The organism is Thiomonas sp. FB-6, from assembly GCF_000377645.1.
In the GTDB taxonomy this organism is placed as follows: domain Bacteria; phylum Pseudomonadota; class Gammaproteobacteria; order Burkholderiales; family Burkholderiaceae_C; genus Thiomonas_A.
Genome location: NZ_KB898475.1, coordinates 96,733 through 118,196, shown reverse-complemented (window position 1 = coordinate 118,196; position 21,464 = coordinate 96,733). Strand labels below are relative to the sequence as shown.

Sequence of the window (21,464 nt, the reverse complement as noted above, 5' to 3'; positions counted from 1 at the left end):
CATGCAAGAGTTCTCCGAGCGCGTCGCGGTCATCACCGGAGCAGCCGGCGGCATCGGCCTGGCGCTGGCCCGCCAGGCACTGGCACGCGGCATGCGGCTGGTGCTCAGCGACCTGGACGCCGCCGCGCTGGAAGGAGCCGGCCGCGCCCTCGGCGCCGATGCCGCGCGCCTGCTGCTGCACCCGGCCGACGTGAGCCGCGACGCCGAGGTCGCCGCGCTGGCGCAAGCCGCCTTCGCGCGCTTCGGCGCGGTTCACCTCTTGTGCAACAACGCCGGGGTCGGATTCAGCCGGCTGGCCGCGGAGCACAGCGCGGCGGACTGGGAGTGGGTGATCGGGGTCAACCTGTTCGGCGTGGCCCACGGCATCCGGCATTTCCTGCCGCGCATGCAGGCCGCGGGCCAGCCCGCCCATGTGCTCAACACGGCCTCCGCCGCCGGCCTCGTGTCCACCCCGGGGCTGGCCGCCTACAACGCCAGCAAGCAGGGCGTGGTGGCCCTGTCGGAAACCCTGCGCGCCGAACTGGCCGCGCAGCGCAGCCCGATCGGCGTGTCGGTGTTGTGCCCGGCCTGGGTTCCCACCGCGATCCACGCCAGCAGCCGCGTGCGACCGGGGCGTTTCGGCGCCGCCGAGCCGGCCTCCGCCGCCTCCGCGCCCTACGAGCAGAACATGGAGCACGCGGTCCTGGCGGGCCGGCTGAGCGCGGACGACGTGGCGCGCATCGCCTTCGAGGCCATGGCGCGCGGCCAGTTCTACATCGTGCCCCACGCCCGCATCGGCCAGGCGGTGCAGGAACGCTTCGCCGAGATCGCGGCCGCCGCCGCCTTCACCCCTCCCTCCCCTGCGACACCTCCGTCATGCAAGCCCTGATGTGCCATGCCTTCGGGCCGATCTCCGGGCTTCGCCTGGAACAGGCCCCCGACCCCGTGCCCGCCGCCGGCCAGGTACGCGTGCGCGTGCGCGCCTGCTCGCTGAATTTTCCCGATGCGCTGATCGTGCAGGGCCTGTACCAGGTCAAGCCGGCGCTGCCCTTCTCCCCCGGCGCGGAGTTCGCCGGCGTGGTCGAGGCGCTGGGCGAAGGCGTGCAGCAGGTCAGCGTGGGCGACCCGGTCGTGGCCTTCGCCGGCCACGGCGGGCTCGCCGAGCGTTGCGTGGTCGACGCCGCGCGCCTGCTGCCCCTTCCGCCCGGCATGGATTTCGCGCAGGGCGCCGCCTTCCTGCTGACCTACGGCACCGCGCTGCACGCGCTGCGCACCATCGCCGGGCTGCGCGCGGGCCAGACCCTGCTCGTGCTGGGCGCCGCCGGCGGAGTCGGGCTGGCGGCCGTGGAAGTGGGCAAGGCGTTGGGCGCGCGGGTGCTCGCGGCGGCCTCCAGCGCCGAGCGCCTGGAACTGGCGCGACACCACGGCGCCGATGCCGGCATCGACTACGCCACCCAGGACCTGCGGCGCCGCGTGCTCGAACTCAGCGACGGCCGCGGCGCCGACGTCGTGCTCGACCCGGTGGGCGGCAGCTACGCGGAAAGCGCGCTGCGCGCCACGGCCTGGCGCGGCAGTTATCTGGTGGTCGGCTTCGCCGCGGGCGAGATCCCGCGCCTGCCGCTCAACCTGCTGCTGCTGCAGGAGCGCCGCCTGCTCGGGGTGTACTGGGGCGAGGCCCTGCAGCGCGACCCGGCGGCCCACCTGCGCGACGTGGAGCAACTCGTGCAGTGGTTCGCCCAGGGAAGGCTGCGCCCTCCGATCACCGAGCGCGTGGGCCTGGACGGCGCGCTCGGCGCGCTGCAGCGCATGGCCGCGCGCCAGTTGATGGGCAAGGTCGTGGTGGAACTGGGCGCCCAGGAGGTCGGCGCCCAGGAACCGGGCCCCGGGTAGCCTGCCCGACTCGCGACGCGGCCGCTGCCCGCAAGTCGCCGCCCACGAGTCGCCGCCCACGAGTCGCAGCCGACCCCGCGCCGGATCAAGCCGCGCGCGCGCCGCGGTGCGCACGATGCCCCGGCCGGGCCTAGATTGGTCGGCGAAGGGCCCGCGTGTCGCGGGCCCGCGTCGCGGAGATCGCCATGCCCCCCTCCACCAAAGCCCCCCGTGCTCCCGCCGTGTCGCCCAAGGCGCCGGCCGAGCAGCGCGCCCCCACCCGCGACGCCGACGCGCCGCGCGAGCAGGCGGCGGCGCAGGAAATCGCCGGGCGCCATGCCAACACCGGGCAGAAGGACCACAAGGCCGCGCGCACGGCACGCCGCACGGTCGACCTGAAGCGCCCGTAGCCGTGCCGGCCGCGCCGGCCGGCCGACCCTGAGGGGAGCTCGGCTATTCAGGTCATTCGCGCGTGCGCGGGCGCGCACGCGAGGACATGCGCACAATCGCCGCACGCGGGCCGCCGAGGCTTGCGCCGCCCGGAGGGCGGGCCGGCGCCTGCGCCACGCCCCCACCGGCCCCTGCCGCAGTCCCGACGATGCCCGACGATGCCCCAAGCACCGCAGACCGCCTCATGGTGGCGTTTCCCGCTTGCGCTGATGCTGCTGGAGGTCGTCGCCTACCTGTCGCAGGACATGTACCTGCCGGCGCTTCCGGTGGTGCAGCGCGACTTCGGCGTCAGCCAGGCTTCGGCGCAACTGAGCATCGCCATGTGGTCCGCCGGGGCGGCCGTGGTGCAACTGATCACCGGTCCCGTGTCCGACCGTCTCGGGCGCAGAAGCGTGCTGCTGGCCGGCGTGGCGGGCTTCGCGCTGGCCAGCCTGGCCTGTGCGCTGAGCTCGCGCTACGGCTGGTTCCTGGCCGCGCGCCTGGCCCAGGGCTGCGCCGGGGTGTGGGCCATCAGCGTGGGCTACGCGAGCATGCACGAACTGTACGAGGCGCGCACGGCCATCCGCATCCAGGCCTGGATGAGCAGCGTCACCGTGCTCGCGCCGGCGCTCGGCCCCGCGCTCGGCGCCGGCGTCATGCTGCTGGCGCCGTGGCAGGGAAGCTTCGTGCTGCTGGCCGTCGGCGGCGCGGTGCTGGTGCCGCTGCTGGCGCGCTGGATGCCCGAGACCGTGGACCGCTCGCGCAGCCGCCCCTTGTCGGTGCGGGCGGTGAGCGCCAACTACCTGGCCCTGTTGCGCAACGGGCCGATGAGCAGCCTGCTGGGCGTGTGGTGCCTGGTGTTCACCGTCATCGTCATGTGGGTGGTCAGCGGCCCCTACATGCTGCGCGACGCGAGCGGCGGCAGCCGGGGCTTCGTGTGGGCCCAGCTCTACGCCTGCGGCGCCTACATCGTGGGCACCCGCCTGGTCGACCCCATGCTCGACCTGTATCCACGCGGCCTGCTGCTGGCGCGCGCGCTGGACCTGTGCCTGTGGGGCGTCGCCGCGACCCTGGCGGCCGCGCTGCTGCGCCTGCCGCCGGCGCTGGTGGTGGCCCTCTACGGCGTGTTCATGCTGGGCGCCGGGGTCCTGCTGCCGCCGCTGTTCCGCGCCATCGTGGAGCGCGCCCAGCAGGACATGGGCCTGCGCATGGCCTGGGCCTCCAGCGCCATCAACTTCGCAGGCGCGCTCGCCGGAGCGGTGGCCGCGTGGCTCGAGGTCGGACAACTGCGCGCCTTCGGCCTGCTCGGCCTGCTGGCGGTGGCGGCCGCGCGCGCGCTGGCGCACGGCCGCCGCGGCCTGGTGCCCGCCTGAGGCCCGGGCGCACGCTGCCCGGACGCAGAGCCGATGCGGCTCAGACCTCGCCCAGGCGCCGTACCCGCGCCTGGGTGGCCAGGGCCGGCAGTTGCGCGGCCTCGAAAATCTCGGTTCCCGGCCGCGCCGCGGTCGCGCTGCCGCAGGCCAGACCCAGGCGCAGCGCCTCGGCCGGCTCGTCCCCGCGTGCCAGCGCGGCGATCAGGCCGGCCAGCATGGAGTCGCCCGCTCCCACGGTCGAGCGCACCAGCACCGCCGGCGCCGGGCCGCGCCAGACACCGCCGGCGCAGGCCAGCAGCGCGCCTTGCGCGCCCAACGACACGCACACGTGCTCCACGCCCTGGCGCACCAGCGCGCAGGCCTCGCGCCGCAGGTCCTCGATGCGCGGCAACGCGCGTCCGCGCAACTGTTCCAGTTCCCAACGATTGGGCTTGATCAGCCAGGGACGCTCGCGCACCGCCAGCGCCAGCGCCTCGCCCTGCATGTCCAGCGCCACGCGGGCACGCAGCCCGAGCAATTCGCGTGTCAGCGAAGCGTACAGGCCGGGCTCGATGCCCGGCGGCACCGAACCCGTGAGCGCGACGATGCCCGCGGCACCCAGGCTCCGCACCATCTCCAGCAACTCGCGCAGCGCCGCCTCGGGCAGCGGCGGGCCGCTGCCGATCACCTCGTACTGCGCGGGCGGGCGCGCCTGCTGCACCGTGGCGTTGATGCGCGTCTCGCCGGCGATGCGCACCGCGTGCAGGTGGCGGACCTGGCGCCGCAACAGGCGCTCGACGAGTTCGCCGATCTCTCCGGCGACGGCCAGGCAGGCATGCGCCTGCAGCCCCAGGCGCTCCAGGCCGCGCGCCACGTTGATGCCGTTGCCTCCGGGGTCCACGCGGTAGTGCGAGGCATGCAGCTTGCGGTCGTCGAGCAGGCGCTCGACCTCGTAGGACACGTCCAGGCTGGGCTGCAGGGTCAGCGTGAGCAGCGCGGGCAGACCTTGCGCGCGGGCGGGCGCCACCGTGGCCGCCGGGCCCGGCTCGCCGTGCGCCGCGCCGCCCGGCGCGGGGGACGCCCGCGAGCGCCCCATCAGCGCAGCCGCCTCGGCGCGCTCGGCGGCGCGGGCGGCGCCGGCGGCGCGGGCGGAGGCGGCGCTTCCCTGGCGCCCTCGCGGCGGGCCCTCGCGCGCCGCGCCGGCGCGGCGTAGGCCTGGCGGATCGCCGCCATTTCCACCAGTTGCGCGCCGACCCGGAAGTTCACCGTGTCCTCGGGCACCAGGCCCTGCTCGTCGGGCTCGCCGGCGGGCACGCCGGTCAACAACTCGATGGCCTGGTCCACGTCGCGCACCGGCCACACGTGGAAGCGCCCCTGCTCGCAGGCCCGCACCACGTCCTCGCGCAGCATCAGGTGTTTCACGTTGGACTGCGGGATCAGCACGCCCTGCTCGCCGCTGAGCCCGCGGGCCGCGCAGATGTCGTAGAAGCCCTCGATCTTCTCGTTCACGCCGCCGATGGCCTGCGCCTCGCCGAACTGGTTCACCGAGCCGGTGATGGCCAGCGACTGGCGCACCGGCAGGTCCGCCAGGTCCGACAGCAGCGCGCACAACTCGGCCATCGACGCGCTGTCGCCTTCCACCGGCCCGTAGGACTGCTCGAACACCAGGCTGGCCGACAGGGCCAGCGGCACCGCGCGCGCGTAGCGCGCGCCGAGGAAGGCCGACAGGATCATCACCCCCTTGGAGTGCAGCGAGCCCCCCAGCTCGCTCTCGCGCTCGATGTCGAGCACCCCGGCCTCGCCCACGCGCGCCGTGGCGCTGATGCGCATTGGATGCGCGAAGGCGAAATCGTCCATCGCGATCACCACCAGGCCGTTGACCTGGCCGACACGCTCGCCCTGCACCGCGATCAGCAGGTTGTCGCGCAGGATCTGCTCCTGCAGGCGCCCGCGCAGGCGGTCGACCCGGCGCTCGCGGGCGCGCAGCGCGGCCTCCACGTCGCCCCGCCCGACCAGCTCGCGCGCGGCCGCGGCCGCCAGGTGCTCGGCCTCCTGCAGCACCTCGGCCAGCAGCCGCCGGCTGGCGCTCAGGCGCTGGCCGTCGCCGGCCAGGCGCGACGCATGCTCGACCAGACGCGCGACCGCGCCGCGGTCGAAGGGGCGCAGCCCGGCGCGGCGGCCCAGCGTGGTCACGAAATCCGCGTAGGCACGCACGCCGTCGGCGTCGCGCGGCAATTCGGTGTCGAACTCGGCAGCCACGCGGAACAGCTCCGCGAAATCCGGGTCGGCATCCTTGAGCAGGTAGTACAGGCGCGGCTCGCCGATCAGCACCACCTTGAGCGCCAGGGGCATGGGCTGCGGCTCCAGCGCGATCGCCCCCACCAGGCCCCAGGCCTGGCCCGGCGACTCGATGCGCAACTCGCCGCCGCGCAGCGCGCGCTTGAGGCTGTCCCAGACGAAGGGCTGGCTCAGCACCTTCAGCGCGTCGAGCACCAGGTAGCCGCCGTTGGCCCGGTGCAGCGCGCCGGCCTTGATCAGCGTGAAATTGGTGACCAGGGTGCCGAACTGCGCCACCTGGTCGATGCGTCCGATCAGGTTGGGCAGCGTGGGGTTGTCCTCGAACACCACCGGCGCCGACGCGTCGGCCGCATGGGTCACCAGTGGATGAGCCTTCCAGCGCGCCGGCGACATGCGCGAGCCGGCCATCATGCCGGCCAGTCCCGCGAGCCCGCCCTCGCCGCGCCCCTCCTCGCGCAGCTCCTCGCCCACGTCGAGCACGTCGCGCATGACCTCGTCGAGAAAGACCAGCACGTGCTCCAGGTCGGCGTAGCGCTCCTTGAGTTCGTCGATCAGGTGCCCGGCGGCCAGGCCCAGGGTTTCGCGCCCGGCCTCGCGCAACTGCGCCTGCACCTCGCGCCGCCAGCGCGGCATCTGCTGCATCAGCTGTCCCAGGCGCTGACCGTAGCCCTCGATCAGCCCGGCGACGCGCTTCTGCTCCTCCGCGGGCAGCTTGGCGAACTCGGCCGGGCTCATCGCCGCGTCGTCCTTGAGGGGCGTGAACACGAAACCCTGCGGCGTGCGCATCAGCGCCACGCCGTGCGCCGAGGCCTCGGTGCCCAGCTCGCGCAGCGCGCCTTCCTCGCGTTCCTTGTAGGCGTTCTGGATGGCCTCCACCCGGGTCTGATACTGCTCGCTCTCGAAAGCCGCCGGGATGGCACGCGCCAGTTCGGACACGAAGCTCTCCATGTCCTGGCCCAGCTGGGCACCGCGCCCGGCCGGCACGCGCAGCAGCCGCGGCTTGCCCGGATCGGAGAAGCGGTTGACGTAGCACCAGTCCTCGGGCGCGCTGCGCCGCGCGGCGTGCCGCGCCAGCAGGCGCTCGAGGATGCAGTGGCGCCCGAAGCCGCACGGGCCCAGCACGAACAGGTTGTAGCCCGGCTTGTCCAGGGCCAGCGCCAGCTCGATGGACTCGATCGCGCGCTGCTGGCCCACCACCTCGGTGAGGCCCGGCAGATCGGCGGTGCTCTGGAAATCGAAACCCGATTCGTCACAACGCGCGGCGAGCTGCTCCGCGGGCAATGCGCCGTCGGGCACGGCTGAAGGTGCGGCGGTGGAGGGCATCGTGGCGTCTCCGTATTGTTCGTTTCGCGGGCACCTCGCCGGGCGCGCCGCGGGGACAGGCGGTGCCGGGGGCCGTCGGATCCGCCTCAGGCGCGCTCGTCGAGCGGACCCACGATAGCACGGATCGCCGATGCCGTGGCCGGGCCTTGCGAACGGGAAGATGCAGTCATCGGCGATTTCTCCTGGGGGTCGTAGCCGTAGCGCTCGTGGCGCGCCGGCGTGGCTTCGGGCCATGTTCCGCATGATGCCGCGCGCGCCCCGGCGCGCCCTTGACCCGCATCAAGCCCGCCGGCGCGGGCCCCGAGGGTCGCGGCGCCCGCGCCACCCGCGCTACAGTGGGGCCGGATGTCCCGTGCCGTGCTGCAGGAGCTTGCGATGCCCACCCGCCCCTTGGCCTTGATCGTCGGAGCCGGAGACGGCCTGAGCGCCGCGCTGGCGCGCGTGCTCGACCAGGACGGCGGCATGCGCGTGGCGCTGGCCTCGCGCCGCCCCGAGCGCCTGCGCGAACAGGCCCTCCAGCTCGGCGGGCTCGCGCTGCGCTGCGACGCCACCCGCCCCGCCGACGTCGACGCATTGTTCTCACTGCTGGACGACGAACACGGCGGCGGGCCCGAGGTGGTCGTGTACAACGCGGCGGCCAGGCTGCGAGGCGCCATCACCGAGCTCGACCCGGCGCAGGTGCTGCAAGTGCTGCAGGTCAACGCCCATGGCGCGATGCTGGTGGCGCAACAGGCGGCACGACGCATGCTGGCGCGCGGCCACGGCACGCTGCTGTTCACCGGAGCCTCGGCCAGCGTCAAGGGCTTCGCCGGCTCCAGCGCCTTCGCGATGGGCAAGTTCGCGCTTCGCGGCCTGGCGCAGGCGCTGGCGCGCGAACTCGCGCCGCAGGGCGTGCACGTGGCGCACGTGGTCATCGACGGCGGCATCGCCCACCCCGATCGCGCACCCGCCGCGCAACCCGACGGGCAACTCGACCCCGAATCCATCGCGCGCAACTATCTGCACCTGATCCGCCAGGAACGCAGCGCATGGAGTTGGGAAATCGAGCTGCGCCCGTGGGTGGAGAGGTTCTGATTCAGCTTCAAATGCAAGTTGTTGCATCCGGAATGCGACACAATCCGGATTTTCCCGATGCCTCGGACCCGGGGGCACCGTTAGGGTTTGCACCACGCTCCGGCCCAGGGGTCGGAGCCCGCCCCATCCCGCGACCGCCGGACACCGCATGCCCCAGACCTATCGCAAGACCGACAACGGACGCCAGGCCCTGAGCACCCGCCAGCCCCCGCTGAGCAGGCCGGTACGCAACCTTCTGCTGCTGATCGACGGCCAGCGCAGCGACGAAGCATTGCTGTCGATGCTCAGTTCCCCCGATCTCAAGCCGGACTCCTTCGGGCAACTGCTCGAACTCGGACTGATCGAGGCGGTGCCGGAAGGCGCGCCCGGCGCCACGGCGCCGGCGCCCGCCGCCCCGTTCGAGGCGCCGTCCGCGCCCCAGGCCGCGGCCCCGGCGGGCGACGCAGCCGCCACGCCGGCCGCACCCGGCGGCTCGGCGCAGGAGCGGCGGCCCTCGGCCTTCGCGCGCCTGGGCCAGGGCGTGCGTGCGATGCTGCAGGGCCAGCAGGAATCCCCGCGCGAGGTCTCGGCCGGACTGGCCGAGGTCATCAAGTGCGCGGCGGTGGGCGACGCCGAATTCTTCGCCTGGCTGGAAAACCAGCTCGACGCCTTGCGCGCGCGCGAGTCCGCCGCCGTGGCCCATGCGGTGCAGCGCTTCCCCGAGTTGCGCGCGCAGATCGAGGCCCAGGACCGCCAGCTGCAGCGCGCGCCCTCGCCGCTGAGCTTCGGCACGCGCCTGGGCGGGGTCATCGAATCCCTGGTCGGCTACGGCCAGTACCTGCACGGCGAGACGGTCGGGCTGGGCATGTGGCTGAGTACCGCGCTGGGCGAGGACCTCGGGGTGCAAAGCCCCGCCAGCGCCGCGCGCCTGCGCGACGTGCTGGTCCGCGCCGGCCTGCCCACGCGCCTGCCGCGGGTCGCCGCCGCGCGCTGGCTGGAACTGCTGCCGGTGGACCGCGACGGCCCGCAGGGCATGCTCGAACTCGTGCTGCTGGAGGAAGTGGGGCGCCCGCAGGTGCGCCGCGTACCGCCCAGCGCCGTGCTAGAGGCGCTGGACAAGGCCGGCGCGCTGAGCAGCGGTTGAACCCGCGGCCGAGGGCCGGCCGCAACGACAATACAGGGATTTGCCGCGTTGCATCGGGCAGCGCGGTCGTGACCACGAAGCCATGACCTCCTCCGCCTCCCCCGCCCAGATCCCCGAACCGCGCCAGCATTTCGCCAGCGACAACCTGGCGGGCATCTGCCCGCAGGCCCTGCAGTCCCTGCTCGACGCCAACGCCTGCGGGCATCAGCCCGGCTACGGCAACGACGTGTGGACCCAGCGCTCCACCGACATGCTGCGCGAGCTGTTCCAGACCGACTGCGACGTCTACTACGTGTTCAACGGCACCGCCGCCAATTCGCTGGCGCTGGCCGCCATGTGCCAGAGCTACCACAGCGTGGTGTGCTCGCCGTACGCGCACATCGAGACCGACGAATGCGGCGGCCCCGAGTTCTTCTCCAACGGCTCCAAGCTGATGGTGGGCGAAAGCGAGAGCCCCTCGGCGCGCCTGGGCAAGCTGACCCCGGATGCCATCGAGCACCTGGTGACCCGGCGCAGCGACATCCACTACCCCAAGCCCAAGGTCGTCTCGCTGACCCAGGCCACCGAACTGGGCACCGTCTACAGCGTGGAGGAAGTGCGCGCCATCGCCGCCATCGCCAAGCGCCGGCAGCTCAAGGTGCACATGGACGGCGCGCGCTTCGCCAACGCCGTGGCCACGCTGGACGTGCATCCGTCGGAGATCACCTGGCGCGCCGGCGTGGACGTGCTGTGCTTCGGCGGCACCAAGAATGGCCTGCCGGTGGGCGAGGCCGTGGTGTTCTTCGACCGCGAGCTCTCGCAGGACTTCGCCTGGCGCCTGAAGCAGGCCGGCCAGCTGGCCTCGAAGATGCGCTTCATCTCCGCGCCCTGGGTGGGCATGCTGGAGAACGACACCTGGCTGCACAACGCGCGCCACGCCAACGCCATGGCCCAGCGCCTGCACGCGGCCATCCGCGAACTGCCGGGCGTGCAGGTGCTGCACCCGCCGCAGGCCAACGCCGTGTTCGCGCAACTGCCGCGCCGGGTCATCGACACCATGCACGCGCGCGGCTGGCAGTTCTACGAGTTCATCGCCGGCGGCGGCTGCCGCCTGATGTGCGCCTGGGACACCGCGCCGCAGACCGTCGACGCCTTCGCCGCGGACCTCGCCGGGGCATGCGCCCAGGCCTCGTGAAGCCCGCGTGAGCGGCTCGTCGAAGCCGCCGTGAAACAGGCTCCGGAACGCCGCGCCGGGCTTCCGCACACGCCCGGCCGACCCTAGACTTCGCGCTTCCACAGAGGCCGAAGGCCCGTTCCGACAAGGGGGTGCAAGTTCCGCGACACGGCGGATGGAGACCTCTCATGAAACGGATCGTAGGCACCTGGCGTGCCCTGCGCGGCTTGCCGCGCGCCTTGCGCAGGATGTTCATCGCCTGCGCGCTGCTGGTGTCCAAGGCTGCCTCCGCGGCCTGGTTCCTGTTCAGCGCCGCGATGCTCGGCAGCAAGGCCTGGCTGAGCACCGCCGCCGGGAGCCTGGGCTCCAGCGTGCTGACCGGCGTGATGGTGGTCGGCGGCGCCTACGTCGGCTACAAGCTGCTGCACGCCGAGGACCCCGCCAGGCGCGCCGTCGAATTCGTGGCTCCGGCCCATGGCGGAGGCGTCACGAAAACCGTGGTGAAACTGGGCGCCTCCGGGGAGAACAACACGGCCCTGGCACACTACGAAGGACTTCCCGCAACTCCGTCGTCGCAGCCGGCCCCCGGCGTGGCCTCGATGCCCGCGGCGAACGCTTCGGCGCCCGCGGCATCGGCCCCCGGCGAGTCGGCCGGCGCGCTGCTTGCCTGCGGCGCGGCCTGCAAGAGTCCCGCGTCGCTGTACCAGCAGGCGCTGGCCCTGAGTGCCATGGTGCACTGGGACGACCGCGTGAACCGCCTGATGGGCTGGCCGGTGGTGAGCTACTGCCGCAAAGGCGTGCAATCGCTGAATTGCGGGCACAACGACCTGTGGTTGCGCAACGACGCCCCGGTGGCCATCCACGGCGCCCGCATCTGCGTGGCGCGGGACCAGAAGGTCGACTTCGTCATCGCCGGCGCGGGCGCCGGCGGCTGCCTGCGCGCCGACATCCCCGCCAGGCGCGACCTGCACATCGCCATCACGCAACGCTACAGGAACGACGACTATCCCTCCTACCCCGAGCTGTTCCTGGACTTGTCGCTGCCCGAATGGAACATGGGCGCCACGCTCAAGCGCCTGCCGCTGCCGGTGCTGCGACCGCTGAGCTTTTTTCCGCTGAGCGCGCCGACCCCCGGCGACAGCGAGCACGAGATCGGCGTGCAGGCGCGGCGCGTGAACCTGCTGGCGCAAATGATCGTGTTCACCTACCACGGCTCCGGCGACGGCTACCTGGAGATCGTCTCGCGCAAGCTCGGCGACCCGAAGCACGCGATGCACATCGTCGACGCGCGCGAGCATCCCGCCGCGTACCGGGCCTTGCATCTGACCGAATGCCTGCCCGGCGCCGGCATGACGGTGCTGTCGAGTTCCCGGCTCGCCGCCGGCGAGTCCTGCGGCGTGCTGGTGCACGCCGAGGACGTGCACCAGGCCCCCTACACCCAGGACACGGCCCGAAGCCTCGAGGCGCAACTGCGCATGAAGTTCCTGCAAAGCGGCCAGACGGGCACGAAGGCCGTCGTGCGCAAGCTGCGCATCGTCATGCAGCACGAATTCCTGGCCGGCGGGGACTTCCGTTCCGGAGGGTCCATGACGAATCCGCACCTGGTGGCACTTCCCCACGTGGCGCGCATTTCCGGCAGCATCCTGCAGCCGCTGCCGGGCCTGTTCCTCGCGGAGCAAGGTTCGGTGCGCGCGCTCGGCCTGACACCCGACGCCACCCGCCTGTGCATCGGCGGGCGCTTCGCCAGCTTCACCGGGGCCGGCGGGCAGGCGGCGCAGACCTACCTGGCCTGCCAGTCGGGCGGCGACACCTGGAGCTACGCCGAGCCGGAGAACGGCCCGGACGCCATGGTGCGGGCCTTGACCCCCGATGCGGCCAACGGCATGCTGTACGTGGGCGGGTCCTTCGAGCAGGCCGCCGGCATCGCGGCGCCGGGCATCGCCGCCTTGCAGGTGCCCGACGAGGACCACCCCGTGCTGGCGGCGGAGAACTGGCGGCCGCTCGGCGGCGGCGTGATGGACGATGCCGATCTGCACGCCGCGGGCACGGTCGACGCGATGCTGGTGCAGCCGGACGGACGCCTCGTGGTCGGCGGCTCGTTCTACGAAGTCGTACCCGGCGAGGCCCACGCACAGGCGCAGCAACAAGCCGAGCCGGAACCGCTGGAGAGCAGCATGCTGGCCTGGTGGAACCCGCAGACCCAGCTGTGGGAACCCGGCGGCGAGGTCGGCACGCTGGGCAACCTGCAGCATGCCCAGCCCGCGGTGCGCGCGCTGGCGTGGTACCACGGCGCGCTGATGGTGGGCGGACTGTTCAGCTTCGCCAACCACGCGCCGGAGGCCGGTGTGCCCCAGCATATCGCCGTGGCCGGCTGGGCCCGCTTCGACGCCCAGCAGCCCGAGCAGCCCTGGACCCGCGTGGCCCCCGCCACCCAGGGCAAGGTGCTGGCCTTCACGCATTTCGGGCAAGGCCTGGTCGCGGGCGGACAATTCCGCATCACCGGCGCCCCCCGCAGCACGCTGTTGCGCGTGGGGGACGACCTGGCGCACGAAGACCTCCAGCCCCAGCTGCTGCCGCCGCCGCCCGAGGTCCCGGCAAGCGCCCTGCAGGTTCGGGCTCTGGCGGCGTCCTATCCCATGCTGTGCATGGGGGGTCACTTCGCGTATACCAGCGGCGGCGTGCTGGGTGGGAACCTGGCCTGCCGCGACGTGCTCACCGGACAGGATCAGCTGGCCGGCCGCGCGGTGAACGGCGACGTGCGCGCGCTGCTGCCCTACTGGGAGATGGAGGTGGACACGCAGCCGGCGCCCTGAGCCCGGCGGCCGGGCCCGCGGCCCCAGGAGATTGCCCACACGCTCCACGCGGGCTCGGCGCCCCGGCTCCCTGAGCGCCTACCATGGAGACGCACGTGCCGAGCGCGGACACGCGCGCACGAGCAGGGAGCTGGCATGGTGGTCTCGGTATTCGAACTGTTCCGCATCGGCATCGGCCCTTCGAGTTCGCACACGGTGGGCCCGATGCGCGCTGCGCGCGCCTTCGCCTGCGCGCTCGCCGACCAGGGCCTGCTGGAGCGCACCGCGCGCGTGAGCTGCCGGCTCTACGGCTCGCTGTCGGCCACCGGCCGCGGCCACGGCAGCGACCGCGCGGTGCTGCTGGGCTTCATGGGCGAGACCCCGGACGGCATCGATCCCGACCGCATCCCCCAGCTGCTGCAGGCGCTGCAGGACTCCGGTTCGCTGCCGCTGCTGGGGCGCCACGCGGTGCCCTTCGACGCGCGCCGCGATCTGGTGCTCGAACGCGGCCGCGGCCTGTCGCTGCATCCCAACGGCATGCGCTTCGAAGCCCACGACGCGGCCGGCGCGCTGCTGCTGCAACAGGACATGTATTCCATCGGCGGCGGATTCGTGGTGGACGCGCGGACCCTGGCCGCCGGCCAGCATGCCGAGCCCGGCCCGGCGCTGCCGCTGCCCTTCCACAGCGCCGAGGAACTGCTGGGCCACTGCGCGCGGCTGCGCTGCTCCATCGGCGACGTGATGCGCCTGAACGAGCGCTGCTGGCGCGGCGACGAAGCCATCGACTCCGGCCTGCTGGGCATCTGGCACGCGATGCGCGACTGCGCCGCGCGCGGCTGCCGCGCCGACGAAGGCGAGCTTCCCGGGGGATTTCGCGTGCGCCTGCGCGCGCCGGCGCTGTGGCGCTCGCTGCAGCAGCACGGCAGCGCGGGGCAGCAGGACCCGCTGCGCGCCCTCGACTGGGTGAACCTGTGGGCGCTGGCCGTCAACGAACAGAACGCCAGCGGCGGCCGCGTGGTCACCGCGCCGACCAACGGCGCCGCCGGCATCGTGCCGGCCGTGCTGCACTACTACGTCGAGCTGTGCCCCGGCGCCGACGAGGCCGGCGTGGTCGAGTTCCTGCTCACCGCCGGCGCCATCGGCGTGCTGTACAAGGAGAACGCGTCGATCTCCGGCGCCGAGGTGGGTTGCCAGGGGGAGGTCGGCGTGGCCTGCAGCATGGCCGCCGCCGGCCTGTGCGCGGTGCTCGGCGGCAGCCCCGCGCAAGTGGAGAACGCGGCCGAGATCGGCATGGAACACCACCTCGGCCTGACCTGCGACCCGGTGGGCGGGCTGGTGCAGGTGCCTTGCATCGAGCGCAACGCCATGGGCGCGGTGCAGGCCATCAACTCCGCGCGCATGGCCCTGCACGGCAGCGGGCACCACCTGGTCTCGCTGGACCAGGTCATCAAGACCATGCGCGAGACCGGCGCCGACATGCGCAGCAAGTACAAGGAAACCTCGCGCGGCGGCCTGGCGGTGAACATCATCGAGTGCTGAGGGCGACGCGCGGCGCCGCGCGTGGCGCCGGCGAACCGAGGCCGGCAGCAGCGTTTATGCTGTGCGCTGGCGCCGGCATGGCGCCGCCCGTCCCCTCGCGCACCCGATGCAAAACCGTTTCGATGTCCTCGTGCTCGGCGCCGGCATGGTCGGCGTGTGCGTGGCCCTGCACCTGCAGCAGCGCGGGCGCGCGGTGGCGCTGATCGACCGGCGCGAACCCGGCGGCGAGACCTCGATGGGCAACGCCGGGCTGATCCAGCGCGAAGGCGCCGTGCCCTACGCCTTTCCGCGCGACGCCGGCACGCTGCTGCGCTACGCGCGCAATACGGCGCCGGAACTACGCTACCACCCGCGCGACCTTCCCGCGCTGCTGCCTTTCCTGTGGCGCTACTGGCGCAACTCCGCGCCCGCGCGCCACCAGGCCATCGCGCGCCGCTACGAGCCGCTGATCCGGCATTGCCTGGACGAACACCAGGCACTGGCCGCGCAGGCCGGCGCGCAGGACCTGTTGCGCCCCGCGGGCTGGATGCGCATTTACCGCAGCGAGGCGAAGTGGCAGGCCGAGATCCGCGCAGCCGAGGCCTGCCAGCGCGAGTTCGACGTACCCTTCGAGGCGCTGGACGCCGCGGCGCTGCGCCGCGCCGAGCCCGCCCTGAACCCGCACCTGGCCGGCGCCGTGCGCTACCCGCAGCCGGTCCCCTGCTCGGACCCGCAAGGCCTGGTGCAGGCCTACGCGGCGCTGTTCCAGCGCCTGGGCGGCACGCTGCTGCGCGGCGATGCCGCCAGCCTGCGCGAAGCCTGGCGGGTGCAGGGCGAGAGCGGCGAGATCCAGGCCCCGCAGGCCGTGGTCGCGCTGGGCCCGTGGGCCCAGCCGCTGACCCGGCGCCTGGGCCTGCGCCTGCCGCTGGCGGTCAAGCGGGGCTACCACATGCACTACGCGCCGCGCGCCGAGGCCGCGCTGGGCCAGCCGGTGCTGGACGCCGAGGTGGGCTACCTGCTCGCGCCCATGCGCCGCGGCATCCGCCTGACCACGGGTGCCGAACTCGCGCACCTGGACGCCCCACCCACGCCGCGCCAGCTCGACGCCGTGGAGCCGCGCGCGCGCGAACTGCTCGACTTCGGCCAGCGCCTGGACCCCGTGCCGTGGATGGGCCAGCGCCCCTGCACCCCGGACATGATGCCCCTCATCGGCCCCGCGCCGCGCCTGCCCGGGCTGTGGCTGGCCCACGGCCACGCCCACCACGGATTCACGCTGGGCCCGGTCACCGGACGCCTGCTGGCCGAGATGATGTGCGGCCAGCAGCCGCTGCTGGACCCCGCCCCCTTCGCCCCTTCGCGCTTCGCCTGAACGCCGCCCGGCCCCTTCCCGCATGAACGACGCTTCCACCCCCGCCCCGCGCGACGCCGTCGACATCCGCATCAACGCGCCCGTCAGCGTCGAGCAGTTCCTCGGCGTGCTGCGCGCCTCCACGCTGGCCGAGCGCCGCCCGGTGGACGATCGCGCGTGCATCGAAGGCATGCTGCGCCACGCCAATCTCACGGTCAGCGCCTGGCAGGGCGAGCGCCTGGTGGGCATCGCCCGCAGCGTGACGGATTTCCACTATGCCTGCTACCTCAGCGACCTGGCGGTGGAACGCGCGTTGCAGGGCCAGGGCATCGGCCGCGCGCTGATCGAGGCCACGCGCGCGCAGCTCGGCCCCAAGGCCAAGCTGATCCTGCTGGCCGCGCCGGCCGCCGACCGCTACTACGAGCGCATCGGCATGACCCGCCACCCCCGCGCCTGGCTGCTCGACCGCGAGCAGCCGCTGGCCGGCGCCTGAGGCAGCGCGCCGCGCGCTCGGGGTCTCAGCCCGCGGCCACCGGCTCGCGCAGGAAGGCCAGCACCTCGGCGAGAAAGGCCTCCGGCGCCTGCAATTGCGGCACATGGGCACAGCCCTCGAGCACGTGCAGGCGCGCATGGGGAAGCAAGGCGGCGAGCTCGTGCGCCATGGGCGGCGGCGTGGCCTCGTCGCGCTCGCCCACGAGCACCAGCGCGGGCAGCTTCAGGCTTGCCGCGCCCGCCCGCAGATCCAGCGTGGACAGCGCCGCGCAAGCTTCCTGGAAGGTCTGCGCCGGGGTGGCGAGGAAGCGGCCCTTGCAGGCCTCGATGAGATCCGGATGGCGCGCCTGGAAGTCCGGCGCGAACAAGCGGCGCATGGCCACGTCGGCCACGGCCGCCAGGCCCGAGGCCGATGCGGCGCGCGCCATGCCCACGAAGGCCGCGCGCCCCGGTTCGTCGAAGGCCGCGCCACAGTCGGCCAGCACCAGGCGCGAGAACTGCCCGGGATGGCGGATGGCCATGAGCAGCGTGACAAAGCCCCCATAGCCATTGCCCAGCAAAGCCGGACGCACATCGCCCAGGGCCTGCAGCAGCCCTGCCGCGACACGATCCGCGACCGCGTGCAAGCCGCCGGGCGCCGGATCGGAGGCGCCGAAGCCGGGCAGGTCGACCAGCACCACGCGGAACTCCCGCGCCAGGGGCTGCACGACGCGCTCGAAGCTGGCGCGGTCCGCCAGCAGAGAGTGCAGCAGCACGAGGGGCGGCCCGTCGCCGCAGACGTGCAGGCACAAAGCCGCGCCGTCGGCGCCGATGCGGAAGGTCTGCAGGCTGCAGCCGCCGAAGGTGGTTTGGGACATTGCGTGGACCTTTCGCAAGTTCTCGCGGGGACGCGCCGGATTCAGTTCAGGCGCGCCTGACCGGCCGTGTCGCGGTACCAGTCGAAGGGCGCGTCGCTCAAGCGCAGCATCACGCTCTTGGTTTCGAAGTGCTGGTCGAAGGACTCCGTGCCGCATTCACGCCCGATGCCCGAATCCTTCACCCCGCCCCAGGGCGAGGCCGGGTCCAGGCGGTGGTGGTCGTTGATCCAGACGATGCCGCAGTGCAGCCTGGCCGCCACGCGATGCGCGCGCACCACGTCGCGCGTGCGTACCGCACCGGCCAGCCCGAAGGCCGAATCGTTGGCCATGCGCAAGCCCTCCTCCTCGGTCTCGAAGCGACTGACCGACACGAAGGGTCCGAACACCTCCTCCTGGAAGATGCGCATGGAGGGGGTGACGTCGGCGAACACCGTGGGCTCGACGAAAAAGCCTCCGGCCAGCGCGGGGTCCGGGGGCACGCGCCCGCCGGCGACCAGGCGGGCGCCGTCCTCTTCCAGCCCGATGCGGATGTAGCGCAGCACCCGTTCCTGCTGGCGCCTGGAGATGACCGGGCCGAGCTGCACGGATGCGTCCGCCGGGTTCCCGATGCGAATGCTGCGTGCCTTCGCCGCCAGGCGCTCGACGAATTCGTCGTAGATGCTCGCCTGCACGATCTGGCGGCTGCCGCAGATGCAGGTCTGCCCGGCGCCGATGAAGGCGCCGAAGGCCGCGTAGTTGACCGCCTGCTCGAGGTCGAAGTCCTCGAACACGAGCACCGGTGTCTTGCCCCCCAGCTCCAGGGTCTGGTGCGCGAAATTGCGCCCTGCCGCCGAACCCGTGATGCGCCCGGCCTCGGTGCCGCCCGTGAGCACCCACTTGGCCAGGCCCGGATGCTCGGCCAGCGCCTTGCCGGTGGTCGGGCCCAGGCCCGTGACCACGTTGAACACCCCCGGCGGCAATCCGGCCTCGGCGAACATCTGCGCCAGGCGCAAGGTGGTCAACGGCGTGTACTCCGAGGGTTTGACCACGGTGGTGCACCCCGAAGCCAGCGTCGGCGCGAGGCTTTTGATCATGATCATCAGCGGGTGGTTGAAGGGCGTGGAATTGCCCACCACGCCGATCGGGGTGCGGATGGTGTAGTTCAGGTAGTCGCCCTCCACCGGGATCACCGAATCCCGGCGCGCGATCGCCAGCCCGGCGTTGTAGCGAAGAAAGTCGGGCAGCCGGGAGATCTGGGCGCGGGTCTCGTTCACGGAGCGGCCGTTGTTCATGGTCTCCAGCTGGTACAACTCGTCCAGGTTGGCCTCGAACACGTCGGCCAGCTTGTTGATCAGCCGGGCGCGGGTGCGATTGGACATGCCGCTCCAATCCGGGCCGTGGAACGCGGCGGATGCGCTCATCACCGCGCGATCCACGTCCGAGTCGTCGGCGTGGGCGATGCGCGCGATCACCGCGCCGGTGGCGGGATTGAGCACGTCCAGCAGCTCGGGCTGCGAGGCCGGCACCTGCCGCCCGTCGATGAACAAGCCGTGGACCGGGATCACACCGGTGGCGGATGGAACGGCAACGCTGGCCATGGGTTCTGCTCCTTGGTAGGGGCCGCCGCGCGGCGGCGGAGAATGGATCGGAAGAACTCGGGACTTCCTGTTCAGGGAGCGATCACCGCGTGGGTCATCGCCCGCAACACGCGCTTGCCGGCGCTTTGCACGTGGCGCGCGCTGATGCGCTGCGCCACGGCGGTCTGGCGCGCCTGCAGCGCATCGATCAATGCGTTGTGTTCGTCGATCACGGTTTGCGGATTGCCCCGCTTGAGGCTGTTGACGCTGAGCTGCACGGCGCGCTCCATCTGGTCCATCAGATCGAACAGATGGTCTCGCATGCGGGCGTTGCCCGAGATCGCGGCCAGTTCGCGGTGGAAGCTGCGGTTGTAGGCCACGAAGCCGCCTTCCCACGCGCCCGGATCGAAGCGGCGGAAGCGCTCCAGCGACGCCAGCTGCGTGTCGCTGGCGCGACGCGTGATGCGTTCGATGCACGCGCGCTCGAGCACCTCGCGCAGCTGGAACATGTCCTGCACGTCGTTGAGCGAAACCGGGGCCACGCGATAGCCCTGCCGCGGCAGCGTGATCACCAGGTTCTCGCGCTCCAGGCGCATCAGGGCATCGCGCACCGGCGACTTGCTGACCCCGAAGCGCTCGGCGAGTTCGCTCTCGCGGATTTCCGCGCCCGGCGCCAGCCGGCAACTGATCAGGTCGGCGCGCAACTGGTCGTAGACCTGTTCCCGCAACAGCTTGGCGCTGGCGTTCTCCGGGGCGTGGGCAGGCAGGGTCTGGCTCATGGCGCAAAGAATATCACTTCGCCTTTTCCCGCACAATCGTGATACATCACGAACCCAAAGGCCAGAAGCACCAGGACTTCCGGACAGCTTGTTTTTAACGTTTCATATCAACGTCTTATAAACCTTCAAGCGCATGAATCGCTGAAGAATCCGCCCCGCTCCAGGCCGTTCTTACGAAATTTATGTTTGACTTCGCATCTGATGTGATACATCATGCCATCCACAATTCGACAGTCTGAACAGACCGCAGGAGGAGACAAGCATGGACACAACCCGTCGTTCGTTCACCCTCGGGCTCGCCGCCCTGGCAGCGGGCTCATCCCTGCCCCGCACGGCCGGCGCCGCCGAGCCCATCCGCGTGGGCTTTCTCACCGTGAAGTCCGGCGCGCTGGCCGCCGGCGGTCTGCAGATGGAGCAGGGCCTGCGCTATTTCCTGCAGCAGAACCACAACACCATCGCCGGGCGCCCGGTGCAGCTGTTCGTGGCGGACACCGCGGGGCAGCCGGCGCTGACCAAGGCCAAGGCCCAGGAACTGGTGGAAAAGGACAAGGTGCAGGTGATCATCGGCCCGCTCGCGGCCTTCGAGGCCCTCGCCATCAACGACTACATCCGCCAGGCCCAGGTGCCGATCATCTCCCCGTCGGCGGCGGCCGAGGACCTGACCCAGCGCAAGGACAACCCGTGGTTCGTGCGCGCCGTGGGCACCTCCGCGCAGCCCATGCATCCGCTGGGGGACTACGCCGCGAAGGTGCTCAAGTACAAGCGCATCGCGATCATCGCCGACGACTTCGCCTTCGGCTACGAGATCTCGGCCGGATTCCAGCGAGCCTTCGAGGACGGCGGAGGCGAGATCGTGCAAAAGCTGTGGTCGCCGCTGAACGTGGCCGACTACGGCTCCTACATCGGCCAGCTCGACACCAAGGTGGACGCGGTGTTCGCCGCCTTCGCCGGCGGCAACGGCATCAAGTTCATCAAGCAGTACAGCGACTACGGCCTCAAGGGCAAGATCCCGCTGCTGGGCTCGATGACCACGGTCGACGAGGGCGTGCTGCCGGCCATGGGCGACGACGCGCTGGGCATCATCTCGGGCGGCTGGTACACGGCGGAACTCGACAACCCCTACAACAAGGCCTTCGTCGCCGGCATCGAGCACGACTACCACCGCCGGCCGGGCTACTACACGGTGGGCGCCTACGGGGCGGCGTTGATGCTCAAGCATGCCCTCGAGGCCGTGCATGGCAACATCGAGAACCGCGACGCCTTCATGCAGGCGCTGCGCCACGTCGTCGTCCCGGACGACCCGCGCGGCCCGATCCGGCTGGACGATCTCGGCAACCCGATCATGAACGTCTACATCCGCAAGGTCGAGCGCAAGCACGGCCAGCTGGTGAACTCCGTGCTCAAGGTCTACCCGAACGTGTCGCAGTTCTGGACCTACAACGAGAAGGCCTTCCTGGCCGAGCCCGTGTATTCGCGCGACTACCCGCCCGCGCGCTTCCTGGGACGCTGAGCCGGAGCGCGG

The 21,464-nt window shown here is 72.2% G+C and carries 17 protein-coding genes; 12 read left to right on the top strand and 5 right to left on the bottom strand.

What is annotated here, in order from left to right; translation table 11 throughout:
• Position 1 precedes the first annotated feature (1 nt).
• From D466_RS0106965 to D466_RS0106950, 4 genes are all read left to right on the top strand, one after another.
• Positions 2-868 carry an SDR family NAD(P)-dependent oxidoreductase gene (locus tag D466_RS0106965; protein WP_018912995.1) on the top strand — a complete coding sequence of 289 codons (867 nt, stop codon included), beginning with the start codon at positions 2-4 and terminating at the stop codon, positions 866-868.
• A complete protein-coding gene (locus tag D466_RS20920) occupies positions 856-1,869 on the top strand; it encodes an NADPH:quinone oxidoreductase family protein (protein WP_038165515.1) in 1,014 nt (337 codons plus the stop codon). The genes D466_RS0106965 and D466_RS20920 overlap by 13 nt, the downstream gene beginning before the upstream one ends.
• Before the next feature lie 185 nt (positions 1,870-2,054).
• Positions 2,055-2,258 carry a hypothetical protein gene (locus D466_RS20915; RefSeq protein ID WP_018912993.1) on the top strand — a complete coding sequence of 68 codons (204 nt, stop codon included), beginning with the start codon at positions 2,055-2,057 and terminating at the stop codon, positions 2,256-2,258.
• A gap of 198 nt (positions 2,259-2,456) precedes the next feature.
• Positions 2,457-3,650: an MFS transporter gene (locus tag D466_RS0106950; RefSeq protein WP_081629858.1), complete on the top strand. Its 1,194-nt coding sequence runs from the start codon at positions 2,457-2,459 to the stop codon at positions 3,648-3,650.
• A gap of 40 nt (positions 3,651-3,690) precedes the next feature.
• On the opposite strand, the gene D466_RS0106945 is transcribed toward D466_RS0106950, so the two are convergent.
• A complete protein-coding gene (locus tag D466_RS0106945) occupies positions 3,691-4,725 on the bottom strand; it encodes a 1-phosphofructokinase family hexose kinase (RefSeq protein WP_018912991.1) in 1,035 nt (344 codons plus the stop codon).
• Positions 4,725-7,250: a Lon protease family protein gene (locus tag D466_RS0106940; RefSeq protein WP_051083694.1), complete on the bottom strand. Its 2,526-nt coding sequence runs from the start codon at positions 7,248-7,250 to the stop codon at positions 4,725-4,727. The genes D466_RS0106945 and D466_RS0106940 overlap by 1 nt, the downstream gene beginning before the upstream one ends.
• Before the next feature lie 375 nt (positions 7,251-7,625).
• Here D466_RS0106940 and D466_RS0106935 point away from each other — a divergent pair, with 375 nt between their 5' ends.
• The 7 genes from D466_RS0106935 (at position 7,626) to D466_RS0106905 (ending at position 16,751) form a co-directional block, all read left to right on the top strand.
• The gene (locus D466_RS0106935) at positions 7,626-8,324 is read left to right on the top strand and encodes an SDR family NAD(P)-dependent oxidoreductase (protein WP_018912989.1); all 699 of its coding nucleotides are present in this window, start codon (positions 7,626-7,628) and stop codon (positions 8,322-8,324) included.
• Between the two features lie 148 nt (positions 8,325-8,472).
• Positions 8,473-9,447, top strand: coding sequence for a hypothetical protein (locus D466_RS22715; protein ID WP_018912988.1), 975 nt, complete (start codon positions 8,473-8,475; stop codon positions 9,445-9,447).
• Between the two features lie 82 nt (positions 9,448-9,529).
• The gene (locus D466_RS0106925; RefSeq protein WP_018912987.1) at positions 9,530-10,621 is read left to right on the top strand and encodes a low specificity L-threonine aldolase; all 1,092 of its coding nucleotides are present in this window, start codon (positions 9,530-9,532) and stop codon (positions 10,619-10,621) included.
• Positions 10,622-10,788: 167 nt separating this feature from the next.
• Positions 10,789-13,413 carry a hypothetical protein gene (locus tag D466_RS0106920; RefSeq protein WP_018912986.1) on the top strand — a complete coding sequence of 875 codons (2,625 nt, stop codon included), beginning with the start codon at positions 10,789-10,791 and terminating at the stop codon, positions 13,411-13,413.
• A gap of 135 nt (positions 13,414-13,548) precedes the next feature.
• The gene (locus D466_RS0106915; RefSeq protein WP_018912985.1) at positions 13,549-14,931 is read left to right on the top strand and encodes an L-serine ammonia-lyase; all 1,383 of its coding nucleotides are present in this window, start codon (positions 13,549-13,551) and stop codon (positions 14,929-14,931) included.
• Between the two features lie 106 nt (positions 14,932-15,037).
• A complete protein-coding gene (locus tag D466_RS0106910) occupies positions 15,038-16,279 on the top strand; it encodes an FAD-binding oxidoreductase (RefSeq protein WP_018912984.1) in 1,242 nt (413 codons plus the stop codon).
• Positions 16,280-16,301: 22 nt separating this feature from the next.
• Positions 16,302-16,751 (top strand): GNAT family N-acetyltransferase, encoded by a 450-nt coding sequence (locus tag D466_RS0106905; protein ID WP_018912983.1) that lies wholly within the window; start codon positions 16,302-16,304, stop codon positions 16,749-16,751.
• A 25-nt stretch (positions 16,752-16,776) separates the two neighbouring features.
• Here D466_RS0106905 and D466_RS0106900 read toward each other — a convergent pair whose 3' ends face one another.
• From D466_RS0106900 to D466_RS0106890, 3 genes are all read right to left on the bottom strand, one after another.
• Positions 16,777-17,607, bottom strand: a complete 831-nt coding sequence (locus D466_RS0106900) for an alpha/beta fold hydrolase (RefSeq protein WP_018912982.1) — start codon at positions 17,605-17,607, stop codon at positions 16,777-16,779.
• A gap of 41 nt (positions 17,608-17,648) precedes the next feature.
• Positions 17,649-19,184 carry an aldehyde dehydrogenase gene (locus D466_RS0106895; protein WP_018912981.1) on the bottom strand — a complete coding sequence of 512 codons (1,536 nt, stop codon included), beginning with the start codon at positions 19,182-19,184 and terminating at the stop codon, positions 17,649-17,651.
• A gap of 71 nt (positions 19,185-19,255) precedes the next feature.
• On the bottom strand, positions 19,256-19,942 hold the full coding sequence (locus D466_RS0106890; protein WP_018912980.1) for a GntR family transcriptional regulator: 687 nt from the start codon (positions 19,940-19,942) through the stop codon (positions 19,256-19,258).
• Between the two features lie 262 nt (positions 19,943-20,204).
• Here D466_RS0106890 and D466_RS0106885 point away from each other — a divergent pair, with 262 nt between their 5' ends.
• Positions 20,205-21,452, top strand: a complete 1,248-nt coding sequence (locus D466_RS0106885; protein ID WP_018912979.1) for an ABC transporter substrate-binding protein — start codon at positions 20,205-20,207, stop codon at positions 21,450-21,452.
• Positions 21,453-21,464 lie beyond the last annotated feature (12 nt).

What these genes read in the sequence shown, in the direction of transcription:
- D466_RS0106965 (WP_018912995.1), top strand. Translation starts at nt 2, where the DNA reads ATGCAAGAGTTCTCCGAGCGCGTCGCGGTCATCACCGGAGCAGCCGGC.
- D466_RS20920 (WP_038165515.1), top strand. Translation starts at nt 856, where the DNA reads ATGCAAGCCCTGATGTGCCATGCCTTCGGGCCGATCTCCGGGCTTCGC.
- D466_RS20915 (WP_018912993.1), top strand. Translation starts at nt 2,055, where the DNA reads ATGCCCCCCTCCACCAAAGCCCCCCGTGCTCCCGCCGTGTCGCCCAAG.
- D466_RS0106950 (WP_081629858.1), top strand. Translation starts at nt 2,457, where the DNA reads ATGCCCCAAGCACCGCAGACCGCCTCATGGTGGCGTTTCCCGCTTGCG.
- D466_RS0106945 (WP_018912991.1), bottom strand. Translation starts at nt 4,725, where the DNA reads ATGGGGCGCTCGCGGGCGTCCCCCGCGCCGGGCGGCGCGGCGCACGGC.
- D466_RS0106940 (WP_051083694.1), bottom strand. Translation starts at nt 7,250, where the DNA reads ATGCCCTCCACCGCCGCACCTTCAGCCGTGCCCGACGGCGCATTGCCC.
- D466_RS0106935 (WP_018912989.1), top strand. Translation starts at nt 7,626, where the DNA reads ATGCCCACCCGCCCCTTGGCCTTGATCGTCGGAGCCGGAGACGGCCTG.
- D466_RS22715 (WP_018912988.1), top strand. Translation starts at nt 8,473, where the DNA reads ATGCCCCAGACCTATCGCAAGACCGACAACGGACGCCAGGCCCTGAGC.
- D466_RS0106925 (WP_018912987.1), top strand. Translation starts at nt 9,530, where the DNA reads ATGACCTCCTCCGCCTCCCCCGCCCAGATCCCCGAACCGCGCCAGCAT.
- D466_RS0106920 (WP_018912986.1), top strand. Translation starts at nt 10,789, where the DNA reads ATGAAACGGATCGTAGGCACCTGGCGTGCCCTGCGCGGCTTGCCGCGC.
- D466_RS0106915 (WP_018912985.1), top strand. Translation starts at nt 13,549, where the DNA reads ATGGTGGTCTCGGTATTCGAACTGTTCCGCATCGGCATCGGCCCTTCG.
- D466_RS0106910 (WP_018912984.1), top strand. Translation starts at nt 15,038, where the DNA reads ATGCAAAACCGTTTCGATGTCCTCGTGCTCGGCGCCGGCATGGTCGGC.
- D466_RS0106905 (WP_018912983.1), top strand. Translation starts at nt 16,302, where the DNA reads ATGAACGACGCTTCCACCCCCGCCCCGCGCGACGCCGTCGACATCCGC.
- D466_RS0106900 (WP_018912982.1), bottom strand. Translation starts at nt 17,607, where the DNA reads ATGTCCCAAACCACCTTCGGCGGCTGCAGCCTGCAGACCTTCCGCATC.
- D466_RS0106895 (WP_018912981.1), bottom strand. Translation starts at nt 19,184, where the DNA reads ATGGCCAGCGTTGCCGTTCCATCCGCCACCGGTGTGATCCCGGTCCAC.
- D466_RS0106890 (WP_018912980.1), bottom strand. Translation starts at nt 19,942, where the DNA reads ATGAGCCAGACCCTGCCTGCCCACGCCCCGGAGAACGCCAGCGCCAAG.
- D466_RS0106885 (WP_018912979.1), top strand. Translation starts at nt 20,205, where the DNA reads ATGGACACAACCCGTCGTTCGTTCACCCTCGGGCTCGCCGCCCTGGCA.